The sequence below is a fragment of the Shewanella sp. NKUCC05_KAH genome (assembly GCF_019345585.1).
GTDB lineage: Bacteria > Pseudomonadota > Gammaproteobacteria > Enterobacterales > Shewanellaceae > Shewanella > Shewanella oncorhynchi.
This window is the reverse complement of the sequence record NZ_JAHKQZ010000007.1, coordinates 68,940-85,346: the sequence shown is the minus strand read 5'-3', so window position 1 is coordinate 85,346 and position 16,407 is coordinate 68,940. Positions and strand designations below refer to the sequence as shown.

The 16,407-nt window shown below is 48.4% G+C and carries 12 protein-coding genes; 2 read left to right on the top strand and 10 right to left on the bottom strand.

Annotation, left to right across the window (positions count from 1 at the left end):
* Nucleotides 1-135: 135 nt before the first annotated feature.
* The 5 genes from KO533_RS08525 to uvrA all read right to left on the bottom strand — a co-directional run bounded on the left by KO533_RS08525 (nucleotide 136) and on the right by uvrA (nucleotide 7,201).
* Nucleotides 136-495, bottom strand: coding sequence for a hypothetical protein (locus KO533_RS08525; protein ID WP_168825605.1), 360 nt, complete (start codon nucleotides 493-495; stop codon nucleotides 136-138).
* Nucleotides 496-562: 67 nt separating this feature from the next.
* Nucleotides 563-718 (bottom strand): hypothetical protein, encoded by a 156-nt coding sequence (locus KO533_RS08520; RefSeq protein ID WP_173247071.1) that lies wholly within the window; start codon nucleotides 716-718, stop codon nucleotides 563-565.
* A 140-nt stretch (nucleotides 719-858) separates the two neighbouring features.
* Nucleotides 859-2,781 (bottom strand): DEAD/DEAH box helicase, encoded by a 1,923-nt coding sequence (locus KO533_RS08515; protein ID WP_011847889.1) that lies wholly within the window; start codon nucleotides 2,779-2,781, stop codon nucleotides 859-861.
* 194 nt (nucleotides 2,782-2,975) lie between these two features.
* On the bottom strand, nucleotides 2,976-4,130 hold the full coding sequence (locus KO533_RS08510) for a M28 family peptidase (protein ID WP_219253676.1): 1,155 nt from the start codon (nucleotides 4,128-4,130) through the stop codon (nucleotides 2,976-2,978).
* Between the two features lie 188 nt (nucleotides 4,131-4,318).
* Nucleotides 4,319-7,201 (bottom strand): excinuclease ABC subunit UvrA, encoded by a 2,883-nt coding sequence (uvrA, locus tag KO533_RS08505; protein ID WP_219253675.1) that lies wholly within the window; start codon nucleotides 7,199-7,201, stop codon nucleotides 4,319-4,321.
* A 403-nt stretch (nucleotides 7,202-7,604) separates the two neighbouring features.
* On the opposite strand from uvrA, the gene KO533_RS08500 reads away from it, so the two are divergent.
* Together KO533_RS08500 and ssb are read left to right on the top strand one after the other, a co-directional pair.
* Nucleotides 7,605-8,972: an MFS transporter gene (locus KO533_RS08500; protein WP_168825599.1), complete on the top strand. Its 1,368-nt coding sequence runs from the start codon at nucleotides 7,605-7,607 to the stop codon at nucleotides 8,970-8,972.
* 108 nt (nucleotides 8,973-9,080) lie between these two features.
* Nucleotides 9,081-9,791 (top strand): single-stranded DNA-binding protein, encoded by a 711-nt coding sequence (ssb, locus tag KO533_RS08495; protein ID WP_219253672.1) that lies wholly within the window; start codon nucleotides 9,081-9,083, stop codon nucleotides 9,789-9,791.
* A 176-nt stretch (nucleotides 9,792-9,967) separates the two neighbouring features.
* On the opposite strand, the gene KO533_RS08490 is transcribed toward ssb, so the two are convergent.
* The 5 genes from KO533_RS08490 to KO533_RS08470 all read right to left on the bottom strand — a co-directional run bounded on the left by KO533_RS08490 (nucleotide 9,968) and on the right by KO533_RS08470 (nucleotide 16,313).
* Nucleotides 9,968-11,035 (bottom strand): porin, encoded by a 1,068-nt coding sequence (locus tag KO533_RS08490; RefSeq protein ID WP_219253670.1) that lies wholly within the window; start codon nucleotides 11,033-11,035, stop codon nucleotides 9,968-9,970.
* A gap of 228 nt (nucleotides 11,036-11,263) precedes the next feature.
* The gene (locus tag KO533_RS08485; RefSeq protein WP_105251338.1) at nucleotides 11,264-11,989 is read right to left on the bottom strand and encodes a fumarate reductase iron-sulfur subunit; all 726 of its coding nucleotides are present in this window, start codon (nucleotides 11,987-11,989) and stop codon (nucleotides 11,264-11,266) included.
* Nucleotides 11,986-13,995, bottom strand: a complete 2,010-nt coding sequence (locus KO533_RS08480) for a fumarate reductase flavoprotein subunit (protein WP_219253669.1) — start codon at nucleotides 13,993-13,995, stop codon at nucleotides 11,986-11,988. The genes KO533_RS08485 and KO533_RS08480 overlap by 4 nt, the downstream gene beginning before the upstream one ends.
* 151 nt (nucleotides 13,996-14,146) lie before the next feature.
* On the bottom strand, nucleotides 14,147-14,872 hold the full coding sequence (locus tag KO533_RS08475) for a fumarate reductase cytochrome b subunit (protein ID WP_219253666.1): 726 nt from the start codon (nucleotides 14,870-14,872) through the stop codon (nucleotides 14,147-14,149).
* Nucleotides 14,873-15,011: 139 nt separating this feature from the next.
* Nucleotides 15,012-16,313 (bottom strand): anaerobic C4-dicarboxylate transporter, encoded by a 1,302-nt coding sequence (locus KO533_RS08470; RefSeq protein ID WP_219253664.1) that lies wholly within the window; start codon nucleotides 16,311-16,313, stop codon nucleotides 15,012-15,014.
* Nucleotides 16,314-16,407 lie beyond the last annotated feature (94 nt).

The following is a 16,407-nucleotide window of genomic DNA, read 5'->3' as shown; positions in this document are numbered from 1 at the left end:
ATCCATCTTGACTGTTTATGGTGTTATTTTCATGGTAGCTAAAGGTTAATATCCAATTTTTCAATTGATTAAAAATGTTAGGTCAATATCAAAATCGCTTTTGTCGCTACGGCCTCGCTAAGAGTCAGAAGGTATTTAGCGGTTACTTTGTGTATCCAGCTTATCTTGCTTAAGCCCAAGCCGAATACTGTCGAGTAATGCCACTAACCAGCAGAGGATAAAGCCGTAGAGCAGTTCATTGGCATTGGCAATTGTGGTCTGGGTTTGTTGGGTGATTTCGGCAGAAATTACGCCGATATCTAGCGGTAAGATGCCGTTTTGAATATCTAAGGCGATGACTTGCGCCACTTGATAGATTTGCGATAGCAACAGCACAAGACTCACGACCGCTAAGCTAAAAAATACCAGTGCCGAGCGTTTATGTTTTAGGTAAAAATGGCCGCTGCCGGGGGCGACAAAGGCGGATAACAGGCCGGCGTTAAAGGCTTTTTTCATCGAAATACACTAGATGCGTTGCTAAAGACTAAGTCGACACTAATAGACATGTTGGCTTAACTGCAAGTTAATTTGCCATTGCGACTAACATTCCAATAAAGCCCGCAAACAGAGTGCAACCGACAAGTACCATGATTAATAACGTTTTATCTTTGTGGCATGACTTAGCGAGTTCAGGCAGTGCCGAGGTCAATGGGGAAGTGATCAGTGCTAAAAAATCCATTTTATATCCTTAAGCTAGGCGTTCTTGCACTGACTATATCAGCTTGAAATATCAACTGGCCAGTGTGCTTTGAGCTAGTGCGATGTTAAGCCAACAAAAAAGGAGCCTAGGCTCCTTTTTAGTCTCTAGCTTAAGCTAGATTAGTCTTCACGTGGTTTACGTGGCTTACGCTCACCGGCAGGTTTGTCTGCACGAGGTTTGCGGTCAGCAAATGGCTTATCACCAGTAGACGCAGCGCGAGGCTTACGATCACCCGCTGGGCGGTCACCTGTTGGACGATCGCCACGTGGTTTACGGTCACCAGCAGGACGGTCTGAACGAGCACTGCGGCCTGAATCAACAAATACTTGATCGCCAGCTTCGCGGATGTTCAATGGCTTGCCACAAACACGTACTTTACGTAGGTGCTGTAACACGTCTTTTGGCATGCCGTCTGGCAGGTCAACAGTGGTCACTGCATCGTAAAGTTGGATTGCGCCAATGTAACGGCTGTCGATGTTAGCTTCGTTCGCGATAGCGCCAACGATGTTACCCACACCTACACCATTCTCACGACCTACGTCGATCACGTAACGGCACATTTTTAAATCTGGGTTGTCTTTCAACGCTTCAGCTGAGCCTAAGCTTGCTGGCATTGGACGCGGTTCGCGACTTCTGCGTTCACCACGCTCACCACCACGGTCATTACGATCACTTCCGCGGTCGCTACGTTCAGTGCGCTCACTGCGTTCATCACGAACACGTTCTTGAATGGCTGGCAATTGCAAAGGACGTTCTTGCTGAACTTGCTGTAATAATGCAGCGGCTAGCAGATCGGTATCGACTTCTAACTGTTGGCATAATTGAGCAACAGCTTCTTTCATGAAATCTAAATCGCCGTTGATTGTTTCAGCCAATTGCTCACCTAAGCGAGACAGACGACGTTCTGCAACAGTCTCTGGGCTTGGGATTTTCATCGGTGAAATACGGCTGTTAGTTGAGCGTTCGATAGTGCGCAGCATGCGCATTTCACGGCTAGTCACAAACAGGATCGCCATACCAGTACGGCCAGCACGGCCTGTACGGCCAATACGGTGTACATAAGCTTCGGCATCATACGGAATATCGTAGTTCACAACGTGACCGATACGCTCAACGTCAAGACCACGGGCCGCAACGTCAGTCGCGATCAGAATGTCTAACTTGCCACGTTTCAGTTGGTCAACTGCACGCTCACGGGCTTGCTGGTTCATGTCACCGTGTAGTGGTGATGAAGCATAACCGCGGGCTTCTAACTTCTCAGCTAACTCAACACATGAGTTACGAGTACGCACGAATATGATCACACCTTCAGTGTTTTCAACTTCTAATACACGTACTAAAGCTTCAAGTTTGTTGTGTTGTGATACTTGTACGAAACGCTGTTCGATTGACTCAACCGTAGTTTGGCTTGATTCGATACGAACATGTACAGGATTACGTAAGTGCTGGTTAGCAACACGCTTAATTTGCTCTGGCATAGTGGCAGAGAATAACGCCAGTTGGCGTTCGCTTGGCGTGTGCTCAAGGATCCATTCGATATCATCGATGAAGCCCATTTTTAACATTTCATCGGCTTCATCGAGCACTAAGGCTTGTAATGAATCGAGTTTCAAGGTGCCGCGACGCATATGGTCCATTACACGACCAGGCGTACCAACGATAACTTGTGGGCCGCGTTTCAGGGCATTCAACTGTTGTTGCATGCTTTGGCCGCCGTAAATTGGAAGAACGTGGAAATTCTTCATAAATTTGGCATAGCTACTGAACGCTTCAGCAACCTGCACGGCTAATTCACGTGTTGGTGCTAATACTAAAATTTGCGGTGTCGTTTGGCTGGTAACTTTGTTTAATAGTGGTAACGCGAAGGCGCCAGTTTTACCTGTACCTGTTTGCGCTTGACCTAAAATATCTTTGCCAGCCATAAGTGGATCGATACTGGCTGATTGGATTGGCGTTGGTTTTTCATAACCTAGCTCGTCAAGAGCACGCAACAAATTCTCGGATAGGCCGAGTTCACGGAAAGTTCTTTCATCGGATGACATTGGGTTGTAGCCTTGTGGATGCGCGCGCGAAATGGCGCTAAAGTTTCACAGACAGAAAATCAACCCCGTGTCGATTTCCCGCGAACGACGGATTATAGCAGCATGGCGGCCACTTTACCAATCAGAGTCACGCTATTTAACCTGTTTTCTGCATTTTTTTCGCTAAAACTGAGCAAGAAACGCGCCACTTCCCATTAATTCTTTAAATATTCAACATTTAATTGAAGTAACTCGAATGCTGACTCTGTCACTGCCGCAAGAAAAGTGATGTCGATTGTCGCGACGGTATCCTCTGGTGTGTGATATTGGGGATGGGTCGGCACACCAAAATACAGCCAAGGGATATTCGCTTTGTGGAAGGGGTAATGATCCGACGCCCGCAGCCAATCGGTACTTTGTATGCTTCGACCAACGGGTTTAGGGTGAGTGAGTTTAATGCAAAGTCGGTTCTGCTGATTCAGTAGGGGTTTAAATTGATTGAACTGAGTGAAGTTTCGACTGCCTTCGAGGTAAATCGCATAGGGCCTGCCGGGGTGACTCACCATATCTAAATTCAACATCAGCTCAAAAGTCGCTTCTGGCAGGCGGGTTGTGAGTTGCTCTACCAAGGCGATACTGCCATAGAGCCCAGGTTCTTCGGCATCGGTTGCTACAAACATCAGGTTTACCTTAGGCAAGGTATTGGGTTGTAGGGCAAATTGCTGTTGCCAATGTTTGGCAATAGCGAGCATAGCAGCGACGCCGGAGGCATTATCATCGGCGCCGTGGTAAATCTTACTGCCGCTCATGCCTAAGTGATCATAGTGGGCGACGATAATGCGCCATCGATTCGTCGGTTCTGCCGCCATCACGGTGGCGACTACGTTGGCGCCAGTTTCTTGGGTGAAGAAGGTTTGATATTCAAAGGGCACGATAAAGTCCGCTCCCCAAGGCTGTAAACCTAGCCCCTGAAATTGCTGCTTTATATAGTCACGACTTTTTGCCGCACCTTGGGTTTGGGTTTTGCGGCCTTCAAATTCATCCGAACTTAATACTGTGACTGTCGCTTGTAACTCTGTGGGCTCGGCCCAAGTGAGTTTTAGCTCTGTGCGTGCACAGGTTTCGGCTGAGTTAGCGCAGCCAGTGAGGGTCGTTGTAACAACGCAGGCCAGTGCTAATAAGCCAAGTCTTTGGGATTGATGTCTTATAAGGTGCGTGATCTTGAACTTGGCGAGCAGCTGACCGATACGACTGTGGTTGAATAGAGTCGATGCGCTTAGGTTTATGTCGCTTAGGTTTTTACTTAAAAGTGATTGATACTGCTTCGGTAATATAAGGTGAGTCACTGGGGACTGAGTGCTATCACGCATGGACATTCCTTATCGCTGAAGCCTTCGCCAGAAGATGAATATCATCTTTGCCTAAATCCGATTCTAATTCAATGAGATCTATATGTATGCGATAGCTTAAGCATATTGGATTGCTGAGCGAAAAAAAGCGCAGTGCTTAGGGCGACTGCGCTTTTATTATTCAGACCAACGGTGGCGTGAGCCGAATGTTAAGCCTTAGCTTTATTGGCCTTTGCAAGCTCGATATCCCGTTTTAGCAGTGGCTTTAAGAAGCGTGCCGTGTGGGAGGTTGGATGCTCGGCGACTTCTTCCGGCGTGCCTGTGGCTAAAATCATACCACCACCACCGCCACCTTCTGGGCCTAAGTCGATAATCCAGTCTGCGGTTTTGATCACATCCAGATTATGCTCAATCACCACAATCGTGTTGCCGTGGGATTTGAGACGATGCAACACGTCGAGCAGCAATTGAATATCGGCAAAATGTAAGCCCGTGGTCGGTTCATCCAAGATATACAAGGTTTGGCCCGTGTCACGCTTAGACAGCTCTTTGGCAAGTTTCACCCTTTGGGCTTCACCGCCCGAAAGTGTGGTCGCACTTTGGCCGAGACGCACATAGGACAAACCTACATCCATCAAGGTTTGTAGCTTACGGGCAATGGCAGGTACGGCATCGAAGAACTGACGCGCATCTTCCACTGTCATCTGCAGTACTTCGTGAATATTCTTGCCTTTATAGCGTACTTCTAAGGTTTCGCGGTTATAGCGCTTACCTTTACAGGAATCACAGGGCACATACACATCGGGTAGGAAGTGCATTTCTACCTTGATCAAGCCATCGCCTTGGCAAGCCTCACAGCGGCCACCTTTAACGTTAAAGGAGAAACGGCCGACCTGATAACCGCGAGTCCTCGACTCTTGGGTTCCGGCAAAAATCTCGCGAATTGGGGTGAAGATGCCCGTATAAGTGGCAGGATTCGAGCGCGGTGTGCGGCCAATCGGGCTTTGGTCGATATCGACCACTTTGTCGCACAGTTCCATCCCTTCGATACGGTCATAGGGTGATGGCTCATCCACAGTCGCTCCGTTGAGCATTCTATGGGCGATCTTGAAGAAGGTATCGTTGATTAAGGTCGATTTACCCGAACCCGATACGCCCGTCACACAAGTGAAGAGGCCAATGGGAATGGTTAAATCCACATTACGCAAGTTGTTACCGCGAGCGCCAAATAGCTCAATCACTTGAGTTTTGTCGAATGGAATGCGCGGCGTATCGATATGAATGCTGCGCTTACCGGAAATATATTGGCCGGTGACCGATTCTTCACAGGCGATGATCTTCTCAATTGGACCGTCACAAATCACTTCGCCGCCGTGTACGCCAGCGCCAGGGCCGATATCGATCACGTGATCCGCCATACGAATCGCATCTTCGTCATGCTCAACCACAATCACAGTGTTGCCCAAATCCCGCAGGTGGATAAGCGTCTGCAGCAGACGCTCGTTATCCCTTTGATGTAGACCAATTGAGGGTTCGTCGAGCACATACATCACGCCGACGAGCCCTGCACCTATTTGGCTGGCCAGTCGAATACGTTGGGCTTCACCACCGGAGAGGGTTTCTGCTGAGCGCGATAGGCTCAAATAATTGAGACCCACGTTGACGAGGAAGCCTAAGCGATCGCGGATTTCCTTTAAAATCTTCTCGGCAATCTGCGCCTTTTGGCCGCTAAATTCGACTTTCTCGAAGTAGTCCAAGGCTTCGCCAATCGACCAAGTGGTGAGTTGTGGCAGGTTGATATCACCTAAAAACACGTTACGTGCTTCTTCGCGTAAGCGCGAGCCACCACAGCTTTGACAAGCTTGGGTATTGATAAACTTGGCTAATTCGTCACGTACCGAGTTACTTTCGGTTTCGCGATAGCGCCTGTCCATGTTGTTTAGAATGCCTTCGAAGGGGTGATTACGCACCACCACATCACCGCGGTCATTAATGTATTTAAAGGCAATACTTTCTTTACCTGAGCCGTAAAGTACGATTTTGCGGACTTTTTCGCTAAGCTGCTCGTAGGGCACTTCGACATCGAACTTATAGTGTTCGGCGAGTGAGCTAAGCATTTGGAAATAGTAGAAGTTGCGTCTATCCCAGCCGCGAATCGCACCGCCCGCCAGTGAAAGCTCGGTATTGGTGATCACGCGCTCAGGATCGAAAAATTGTTGTACCCCTAAACCATCACAGGTTTGGCACGCGCCGGCTGGATTGTTAAAGGAGAAGATCCTTGGTTCTAATTCCGCCATCGAATAACCGCAATGCGGGCAGGCGAAGTTGGCCGAGAAGATCAGTTCTTCGCCTTTGGATTTACCAGTACCCGTGTCGTCTTCCATGCTGGCAACGGTCGCTATGCCGCCGGAGAGTTCTAGCGCGGTTTCAAAGGATTCCGCTAAGCGTTGCTTGATATCGTCACGCACTTTAAAACGGTCGACGACCACTTCAATCGTGTGTTTAACGTGTAAGTCTAAGGTTGGCGGATCGGTTAAGTCGCACACTTCACCGTCGATACGCGCGCGGATATAACCCTGCGCCGATAGACCTTCGAGCAATTTAACGTGTTCACCCTTACGGGCGTTGACCACAGGTGCGAGCAGCATCAAGCGGCTGTCTTGGGGCATTTCCAATACTTTATCGACCATCTGGCTGACGGTTTGTGCCGCCAAGGGTTGATTGTGTGTCGGACAACGCGGCTCACCCACACGGGCAAACATCAAGCGCAGGTAATCATAAATTTCGGTAATCGTGCCCACGGTTGAACGTGGGTTATGGGAGGTGGATTTTTGCTCTATGGATATCGCCGGGCTTAAGCCTTCGATATGGTCCACATCGGGCTTTTCCATTAAACTCAAAAATTGGCGAGCATAGGCAGATAGGGACTCGACATAACGTCGCTGGCCCTCGGCATATAAAGTATCGAAAGCGAGGGAGGATTTGCCAGATCCCGATAAGCCCGTGATGACAATCAGTTTATCCCTTGGGATAGTCAGGTTGATATTCTTGAGATTGTGGGTGCGTGCGCCGCGTATTTCAATCTTATCCATCTATCGCTCTAATGCCATATGCTTAAAAAAATGAGCACAAGTATCGCACAGTTCCGCCGCTGAGTTTAGTTGATTCTGTGATCTGCACCAATCCTAGGGCTGGCACTGGCTTTAAGTCGGCCTGCTTTGCGGGATGTTGTGGATGGAATGGATTAACTAAGATTAATACTGTTGTTGCGCACTGACTCACAGGACAATTGTGAACACTATGTTAGACTCATACCCCTGTGCCTGAGCGTTAAAAATAAAGATGTTAACTCAGACACAGTCAATATAGGTCCGTGATAAACGGGATAAAAGCTAAGTGTATAGTCAGTGGTTTAGGCCACTATTTCCTTTTGAGCAAATCCTTTTGGGTGTGGTAACATGCGCCCCTTAAAAGACTTCAATCCAGGGCAAAATCATGGGTAACAACGGACTTTCGGGTACTGAGAAAAAAGTCGCGTTTTCTTTAGCCAGTGTATTTGGTTTGCGTATGATGGGCTTGTTTATGATCATGCCCGTCTTTGCACTTTATGGTCAGCATCTCGAAGGCTTTTCGCCTCTGTGGGTGGGTATTGCTATCGGCGCCTATGGTCTGACTCAAGCCGTGCTGCAAATCCCTATGGGGATTTTATCTGACAAATATGGTCGTAAGCCGATTATTCTTGGTGGCTTAGTGTTGTTTGCTATTGGCAGTGTTATCGCTGCTAACGCAGATACGATTTATGGCGTTGTCTTTGGTCGAGCTGTACAGGGTATGGGCGCGATTGCCGCTGCCGTGCTGGCGCTTGCCGCGGATTTAACCCGCGACGAGCAGCGCACTAAGGTGATGGCGATTATTGGCATGTGTATCGGGTTATCTTTTGCCCTGTCTTTGCTAATGGGACCTATCGTTGCGCAACATCTTGGGTTGACTGGATTGTTTTGGCTAACGGCGGTATTGGCTATTGTCGGTATGCTGTTGATCCAGTTTTTAGTGCCTAATCCCATCACTCAGGCACCCAAAGGAGACACTTTAGCAACGCCCGCTAAGCTCAAACGTATGTTCCTCGAGCCGCAATTATTTAGGCTTAACGCTGGGATTTTTATCCTGCATTTAGTGCTCACCGCAGTATTTGTGGCATTACCGCTGGATCTGGTGGATGCGGGTCTAGTGAAAGAAAAACATTGGATGCTGTATTTCCCCGCTTTTGTGGGCGCATTTATTTTGATGGTGCCGTTAATCATCATAGGGGTTAAGCGCAAAAATACTAAGGCGATGTTCCAAATTGCCCTCGTGATAATGATAGTGGCATTGCTGGCGATGGCCGCATTTGCGAGCAATCTTTGGGTATTGAGTTTTGCCGTGGTGCTCTTTTTTACTGGGTTTAACTATTTAGAAGCCTCACTGCCAAGTTTGATTGCCAAATTTTGCCCCGTCGGCGAAAAAGGTTCGGCTATGGGCGTGTATTCAACTAGCCAGTTTTTAGGGGCTTTTTGTGGTGGTATGCTCGGTGGCGGTGCTTTCCAGCTCGTGGGCGCAGTCGGGGTATTTGTTGTTGCCGTGATCTTAATGTCTATTTGGTTATTCCTGACATTAGGCATGCAAAATCCTGTGTTGTTAAAGAGTTACACCTTAGAAGCTGAAGTGAAAGACAAGGCGCAAGCGCGCGATATGGCAACCCAGTTATCCCAATTAATGGGCGTTGTTGAAGCCATAGTCGTACTGGACGAGAAAGTAGCTTATCTCAAGGTAGACGAGCATTTCGATTTAAGAGAAGCACGAGCTGTGTTAGGCTCTGCTCAATAATATCTGGTCTGCCGTGTGGTATTTGGGGAAGCTGATTTTCCTCTATGGCAATAAAGATAAACAACATACTGAATTAATAGATTATTTAAAGAATCGCAGGAGATTTCAATGGCCAGTCGTGGTGTTAACAAGGTAATTTTGGTTGGCAATTTGGGACAAGATCCAGAAGTGCGTTATATGCCAAACGGTAATGCAGTCGCAAACATCACAGTAGCGACTAGCGAATCGTGGAAAGACCAACAGGGTCAACAGCAAGAGCGTACTGAATGGCACCGTGTGGTTCTGTTCGGCAAATTAGCTGAAATTACAGGTGAATACCTGCGTAAAGGTTCACAGGTTTACCTTGAAGGTAAACTGCAAACTCGTAAGTGGAAAGACCAAAGTGGTCAAGACCGTTACAGCACTGAAGTGGTTATCGACCAAAGCGGTAGCATGCAAATGCTAGGTAGCCGTGGTCAAGGTGGACAAGCACAAGGCGCGTCAATGGGCGGTGGCATGCCACAAAACGCAGGTTATCAATCTGCACCACAACAGGCCGCTCCTGCGCAAAATCAATATGCGCCAGCGCCTCAAGCAGCACCTGCTTACCAAGCGCCAGCTCAGCAACAATATGCTCCGCCAGCACCTGCCCAGCAGCAAGGTTATGGTCAGCCACAGGCTCAACAACCACAACAAGGTGGTTATGCGCCTAAGCCACAAGCCGCGCCAGCGCCAGCTTATCAAGCGCCTGCAGCACCGGCACAGCGTCCAGCGCCGCAACCACAGCAAAACTTCACTCCAGATTTGGATGATGGCTGGGATGACGATATTCCGTTCTAGATTGGAACGTATTGAAGTGTAAAGACGGTATCGTCTTAAATAAGCAAAGCCACGCGAGTCGTGGCTTTGCTGTTTCTTGTTTTTATGCTTTTAAGTTTAGTGCTGTGAGCCTGTGGGCGAGGTTGCTAAATCTTTCACCTCGCTTGCTCACATAACGATACGTTTGAGATAGAAACTTAGAACGTATAATCGAAGTTATAACGCATGCCTAGCATGATCTGGTCATTGGTTTCGCGGTATTCAAAATCTGTTTTTTGATATTCGATGAAGGTGCTGAATTTCGGTGTTTTATGCCATTCCAGCGTAGTGTTATAGGCATTGTATTTCGCAGAGGTGATGTCATTGTCGCCATCGTCATATCTGGACACGCCTAGCTTGATTTTATAGCTGTCAGTGATGGGATAGCTTGCAACTACATCCAGTGTTGAACCATCCAATGTTGTGCCATCGACGTTGTCTTTTTCAATGTTTTGATAGGCTGCGGCGAGGAACAGAGAATTGAAATTTTTCGCTAGGGTTACACCGAATGTATTTTCATCCTTGTTGTCCTCTAACTCTTTATTATAAAAAGCCGCGGCAATGTAGATGAAGTCGGTTTTATAACGGATACCCGTGTTAACGAAGTCACTGCCGCCACTACCTTTATTGCCGTCGAATTGTGCATCGGCCGAAAATAACAGGTCGCCAAACTCTTTACGATAGGTCACGAGATTATTGAGCCTGAATGGGCTCGCACTGTCATAGGCCAGAGGCGTTCCTGAGCGGTTAAAGATATCAACGGGATCGGAAATCATTTCCTGTGTGACGGCTTGTTTACCTATGGCAACGCTACCAAAAAATCCCTTTAATCCGACATAGGCTTTGCGCGCATCGCCAAAGTCACCGTCATCTTTGATATCGACCTTAAATTCCCCTTTCGCAAAACCGACTAAGCCATTACCGAGTTGGTGCTCTGCAGCAAAACCTATCCGCGAGTTTGCATCGCCTACATCCCATACATCGTCCGAGTTAGTGTGGGTCAGGCCGAAGGTTGGGCGTAAAGAACCATAAAAATTAAACTGGGTATCCGATGGCACTGATGGCTCATTTTCTTGAGCTTCGAGCATGGCGAGTCTTTGCTGAATTTGTTGTAACTCAGTGCGTAATTCGTCATTGGTTTCTGCTGTATTATTGGCTTGAACGGCAAAGATAGGTGTGGCAAAGCTCAGCACAAGTATGGCTGATGTGAGTTTAGACGGTTTCATTTATGTTTCCTTACATAACAACTACTCGCGTTACGCTAATGGATTTTGTTGCCGATTGAGCTGTATCGCTAGTAGTAAGGAGCTGCACTTGTGATAGTGCTGGGGAGGCGCCTAACTAAGAAAATTAGGCTTCGTAACTCAGCAGCTGACAGATAAAAGCTGTCAGCTGGTTTTGGAAAGGTGCAATCCTATCAATCCCGCCAAAACAGCGGGACGTTAGAGGGAGGATTAGAGTATGGTCGCGGCCATTTTGCGGCGCAGGTAAGCGATTTGCTGCATGTGCGGCAAATCTTTGGGGCAGTTATCTTGGCAGCCGAGTAGCGTCATACAGCCAAATACGCCATCTTGATTGCCAATCACATGGTAGAAATCATCCGCGCTGCGGCTGTCTCTGCTATCCATTTCAAAGCGGGCGATTTTCATCATGCCAACCGCGCCGACAAAGGTGTCACGCATTTGTTTGGTGGCGCAGGCCGACACGCAAACGCCACATTCGACGCAGCGTTCTAGCTCATAGATCCGTGCGGCTTCTTCGGGTGCCATTGGATTTTCGAGACGATGAATGTCCTGATCATCGGGTCTAGGGTGCAGCCACAGTTTTAAGCGTTCGGCTAATTCACGCATAAATTTACCCGTGTTCACCGATAAGTCGCCAATCAGCTCGAAGCCTGGTAGCGGCATGAGGGTGATTTCGCCATTAGGATAATTTGCCGTTAACGTGCGACAGGCAAGCGTGGGGAAACCATTGATCACCATGGCGCAACTGCCACAGATGCCCGCGCGGCAGACAAAGTCGAACTGCAGTGAAGGGTCTTGTAGCTCACGTAGTTGATTTAAAGCGATAAACACTGTCATGCCCGGTGTTTCAGTCAACTGATAACGTTCCATCTTTGGCTTGTCTTGGCCATCTTGCGGATCGTAGCGAAAGATATTAAAGCTGATTTGACGGCTCATAGTGGTTTGTTTCCTACCGGTTGGGCTGGAGTGATCGCTAAGGTATCGCTGAGGCGTTCATTAGGAGCCTGCAGGTGGCTTGGCAGCTCGTATGGCATCAGGGCTCGCTGCAGTGTGTTTCTATCGGGATCATCACCTAAGCTCGCGAGCACTTGATTGATTTCTTGTACGCGTTTTTCGGTATCAGGATGGGCGATAGTATTGTCGTTACCGTAGCCACGGTATCCCGGTGGTAGCTCCATTTTCATCACATCTAACGCTTCATAACGCAGTACTGGTTCAAGTGATTCGGCATCTGGCCAAGTTGCCAGTGTGCGGTTGAGCCAATCTTTATCGTTGCGTTGTGGGTAATCTTCCCGTGAATGGGCGCCGCGGCTTTCAGTGCGAGCCTCTGCGCCACAGGCGACGGTTAGGGCTACTTTCAACATACGGGTGACGCGCAGCGCTTCGACTAACTCAGGATTGGCGTGACGTTTTTTACATTTAAGGCCAAGATTTTTTGCCCGCAGCAGTAAGTCTTTCAAGCCTTTAATGGCTTTATCTAACTCGGGTCCATTACGGAAGATCCCGACGTAGTTCATCATGATGCGTTGCATTTCTTTCTTTATTTGGAAGGGGTTTTCTGTGCCGTTGCCTTCGACCAGTCCATCGATTTCTTGCTGCAATTTATCAATGAATTTTTGAGTCAGCGCGGTATCAATTTCTAAGTCGTTATTCTCACAAAAATCAGCGACATATTTGCCGATGATCATGCCGCCGACTACAGTTTCCGCCACCGAATTACCGCCTAAACGGTTAAAGCCATGCATGTCCCAACAGGCCGCTTCTCCGACACTGAACAGCCCTTTGAGTTGTGGACTCTCGCCTGTGGCATTGGTGCGCACGCCGCCCATGGAATAATGCTGGGTAGGCCTGACGGGGATCCAGTCTTTGCAAGGATCGATACCGAGGAAGTAATCACAAATCTCTTTCACTTCGCGCAGGTTGGTTTCGATATGTTCACGGCCCAGCTGCGTAATATCCAGCCACAGATGCGGGCCGTAAGGGCTTTCGACGCCATTGCCTTTACGCATGTGCTCTGTCATGCGGCGGGAAACCACATCACGGGAGGCGAGTTCTTTTTTCTCTGGCTCGTAATCTGGCATAAAGCGATGACCGTCTTTATCGCGCAGGATACCGCCATCACCACGACATCCTTCAGTGGTGAGGATCCCCGCAGGCACTATGGCGGTGGGGTGAAACTGCACCGCTTCCATATTGCCTAAGGTGGCGACACCTGTATCGAGTGCTAACGCTTGGCCTATACCTTCGCAGATAGTGGCATTGGTCGATATTTCATAAATCTTGCCATAACCGCCAGTGGCGATGGTGGTGGATTTGGCGACATAAGCGCGCAATTCACCTGTGACTAAACAGCGGGCAATGACTCCATGGCAACGCTTACCGTCATGGATCAGCGACAGTGCTTCAATTCGTTCGTGTACTGGAATGCCCATGGAGATAGCTTGGTTATCGACCGCGTACAGCAAAGAGTGGCCAGTGCCATCGGCGGTGTAACAGGTACGCCATTTTTTAGTGCCACCAAAATCGCGGGCATTGATCAGGCCGTGAGCTTCTTCAGCCTCATTGAGCGTTACCCTTTGTGCGTTCATGATGACTTCACGTGGGCCGGCGGATATTCTCGACCAAGGTACGCCCCAGTTGGTGAGTTCGCGGATCGCTTTCGGTGCAACGTGGGCAAACATGCGTGCGACGTCTTGATCGCAGCCCCAGTCAGAACCTTTTACCGTGTCTTGAAAGTGAATGTCTTCGTTATCGCCCATGCCTTTAACGGTATTGCCTAGGCTGGCTTGCATTCCGCCCTGTGCGGCGGCCGAATGTGAACGTTTTGCGGGAATTAACGATAGCACTAAGGTATCTAGGCCTCGCTCTTTGGTGGCAATCGCGACTCTAAGGCCTGCCAATCCTGCGCCAATGACTAATGAGTCTGTATAAATGATTTTCAAATCAGATCCTTATCTAATAATTTAGATAACATTTCATGGATTTATCATTGCGCTCCTCGGGCATAGATGCGCTGCAACTATGTATCAGAGGAGGATCCGTATGTTGTTTGTCTTGCTATATAGGCTAGGTGCGCCGATAGCGTCATGCCCATTACTGAGGAATAAACGGTTGTACTGGCAAAACTAATTCGATACCAATATTGATATAGGTCACTAGGCTTAATGTGCCTAAACACAATAAATAGACGATCAATACTTGCGCTATAGTGCGGATAAGTGGACGGTTACTACTCACACCCCACTTTAATATCACTCGGTATAAACCAACGATGCCGTGGAATAACACGATAGGTAAAAACACCACGTATAAGAGCCAAGCGTTATCGTGGTAAACCCGTTCGGCCGAAAGGTGAGGGCCAATATCAGGGTTTAAAATCATAGTGGCAAGATGGGCTGACACTAAGAAAAACAGTAAGAAACCGGTGATCATCTGCCAGAACCATGCTTGGGTATCTCTATGCTTGATAGTCGACATGAAGCCACGCATCGCTCGCCATTGACCTAATTGCACTGGAAAACGGCGTAGTGCGGTGGCGGCATGTATTGCAACAATCACCAGCATAATGACTGAAATGATCTGGGTCACTATGGGGAAGCCATGACCTGTCGAGCTAAACATACTGCCTTCTAAGAATTGCACCATGTGAAAGAAGGTTTCTTTACCAAATAAAATGCTCGCCTCGAAATGCATATGAAATAAGAGGAAAATACCTAATATAAGCCCTGTCGCACTTTGTAAGCAGTCTGCTTTAGCCGACCAAGCTTGGCCAAATGGTCCGCCGTTAATGGCGGTAGGAACACGCGTTTTTGCTGACATTAATTCACCTCTTACTCGATTTGCTATGGCGTGAATGTACCTGCATCACGCCAAAACAAAGTCTATAGATACAGATTAAAAGAAGAGGGTTAATCCATTTGTAGGCATTAGCCCTGAGAGCACTTAGGGTAAAATTGAGCTACAGCATCATGCCGCCAAACAGGAAGGCCAATGCCACACTGGTGGCAATCGTCACAACGCCAGGGACCAGGAACGGATGGTTAAATACCGCCTTACCAATCCGAGTCGAGCCAGTATCATCCATCTCGACCGCAGCCAGTAGCGTGGGGTAAGTCGGTAATACAAACAGCGCGCTGACGGCGGCGAACGAGGCTACGGCTGTCAATGGACTTACACCAATCGCCAAGGCTGCGGGCATTAGCGCTTTTGTTGTCGCGCCTTGGGAGTAGAGCAGCATGGAGGCAAAGAATAAGGTTACCGATAATAACCAAGGCTGACTTTGCAGTAAGGTGCCGGCAAGATCTTTGATTTCCTCGATATGATTCGACACTAAGGTATCGCCTAACCAAGCCACACCTAACACACAAACACAGGCTGACATGCCTGACTTGAAGGTGGCCGCATTAGAGATTTCGCTTGCGTCTAACTTACAGAAAATCGTAATAGCGGCAGCTGCCGTAAGCATCAGCACCATAATGGCGGCGTCGCGTGGCAATACAGGGTCAACAATCAAACCGACTTTGTCTGATATCGCAGTGGCGTACGCCATGACAGCCGCAATCGCCAGCAAGAAAATCATCACAGATCGTTTCGCGCCGGCTTTAATTTTGATCTCAGTTTTACCGCGTGTTTTGACTAAACCTTTGGCTAAGCGTTCTTGATAGACAGGATCATCGGCCAGTTCTTTACCCATTAAGTTGGCAACAACGGCTCCGACCATGCAGGCGAGGAAAGTTGAGGGAATACAAATGGCTAACAGTACTAAATAATCTACGCCAAACGGCTCTAAGATACCTGAGAAGAACACGACAGCCGCTGAAATCGGTGAGGCGGTAATGGCGACTTGAGATGCGACAACGGCAATAGATAAGGGACGAGAGGGGCGAATGCCTTGCTCTTTTGCGACTTCGGCAATAACAGGTAAGGTGGAGAATGCTGTGTGGCCTGTACCCGCAAAAAGTGTCATGAAATAGGTGACGACAGGGGCCAGAAAGGTGATTTGTTTGGGATGCTTACGTAATAATTTTTCTGCCAGTGAGACTAAATAATCCATCCCTCCAGACACTTGCATGGCCGCAATCGCGGTGATAACTGACATAATGATGAGGATCACGTCAATCGGGATATTGCCCGGTTTGAGTCCCATCCCCGCGGTCAGTATCAGTACCCCGACACCGCCAGCGAAGCCGACTCCCATGCTACCCATCCTTGCACCAAGGTAAATAGCCCCGAGGACGATAATTATCTCTAATATAATCATAGTGTTAACTCTATTTTATTTTTAATTTCAATAGCCTATGCATATTCACTCTGCGCAGGCTTATTCTTGAATCATCGAGTTGTGGGCTGGGGAA

What these genes read in the sequence shown, in the direction of transcription:
- KO533_RS08515 (WP_011847889.1), bottom strand. Translation starts at nt 2,781, where the DNA reads ATGTCATCCGATGAAAGAACTTTCCGTGAACTCGGCCTATCCGAGAAT.
- KO533_RS08500 (WP_168825599.1), top strand. Translation starts at nt 7,605, where the DNA reads ATGGGTAACAACGGACTTTCGGGTACTGAGAAAAAAGTCGCGTTTTCT.
- KO533_RS08520 (WP_173247071.1), bottom strand. Translation starts at nt 718, where the DNA reads ATGGATTTTTTAGCACTGATCACTTCCCCATTGACCTCGGCACTGCCT.
- KO533_RS08490 (WP_219253670.1), bottom strand. Translation starts at nt 11,035, where the DNA reads ATGAAACCGTCTAAACTCACATCAGCCATACTTGTGCTGAGCTTTGCC.
- KO533_RS08525 (WP_168825605.1), bottom strand. Translation starts at nt 495, where the DNA reads ATGAAAAAAGCCTTTAACGCCGGCCTGTTATCCGCCTTTGTCGCCCCC.
- KO533_RS08485 (WP_105251338.1), bottom strand. Translation starts at nt 11,989, where the DNA reads ATGAGCCGTCAAATCAGCTTTAATATCTTTCGCTACGATCCGCAAGAT.
- uvrA (WP_219253675.1), bottom strand. Translation starts at nt 7,201, where the DNA reads ATGGATAAGATTGAAATACGCGGCGCACGCACCCACAATCTCAAGAAT.
- KO533_RS08510 (WP_219253676.1), bottom strand. Translation starts at nt 4,130, where the DNA reads ATGCGTGATAGCACTCAGTCCCCAGTGACTCACCTTATATTACCGAAG.
- KO533_RS08470 (WP_219253664.1), bottom strand. Translation starts at nt 16,313, where the DNA reads ATGATTATATTAGAGATAATTATCGTCCTCGGGGCTATTTACCTTGGT.
- ssb (WP_219253672.1), top strand. Translation starts at nt 9,081, where the DNA reads ATGGCCAGTCGTGGTGTTAACAAGGTAATTTTGGTTGGCAATTTGGGA.
- KO533_RS08475 (WP_219253666.1), bottom strand. Translation starts at nt 14,872, where the DNA reads ATGTCAGCAAAAACGCGTGTTCCTACCGCCATTAACGGCGGACCATTT.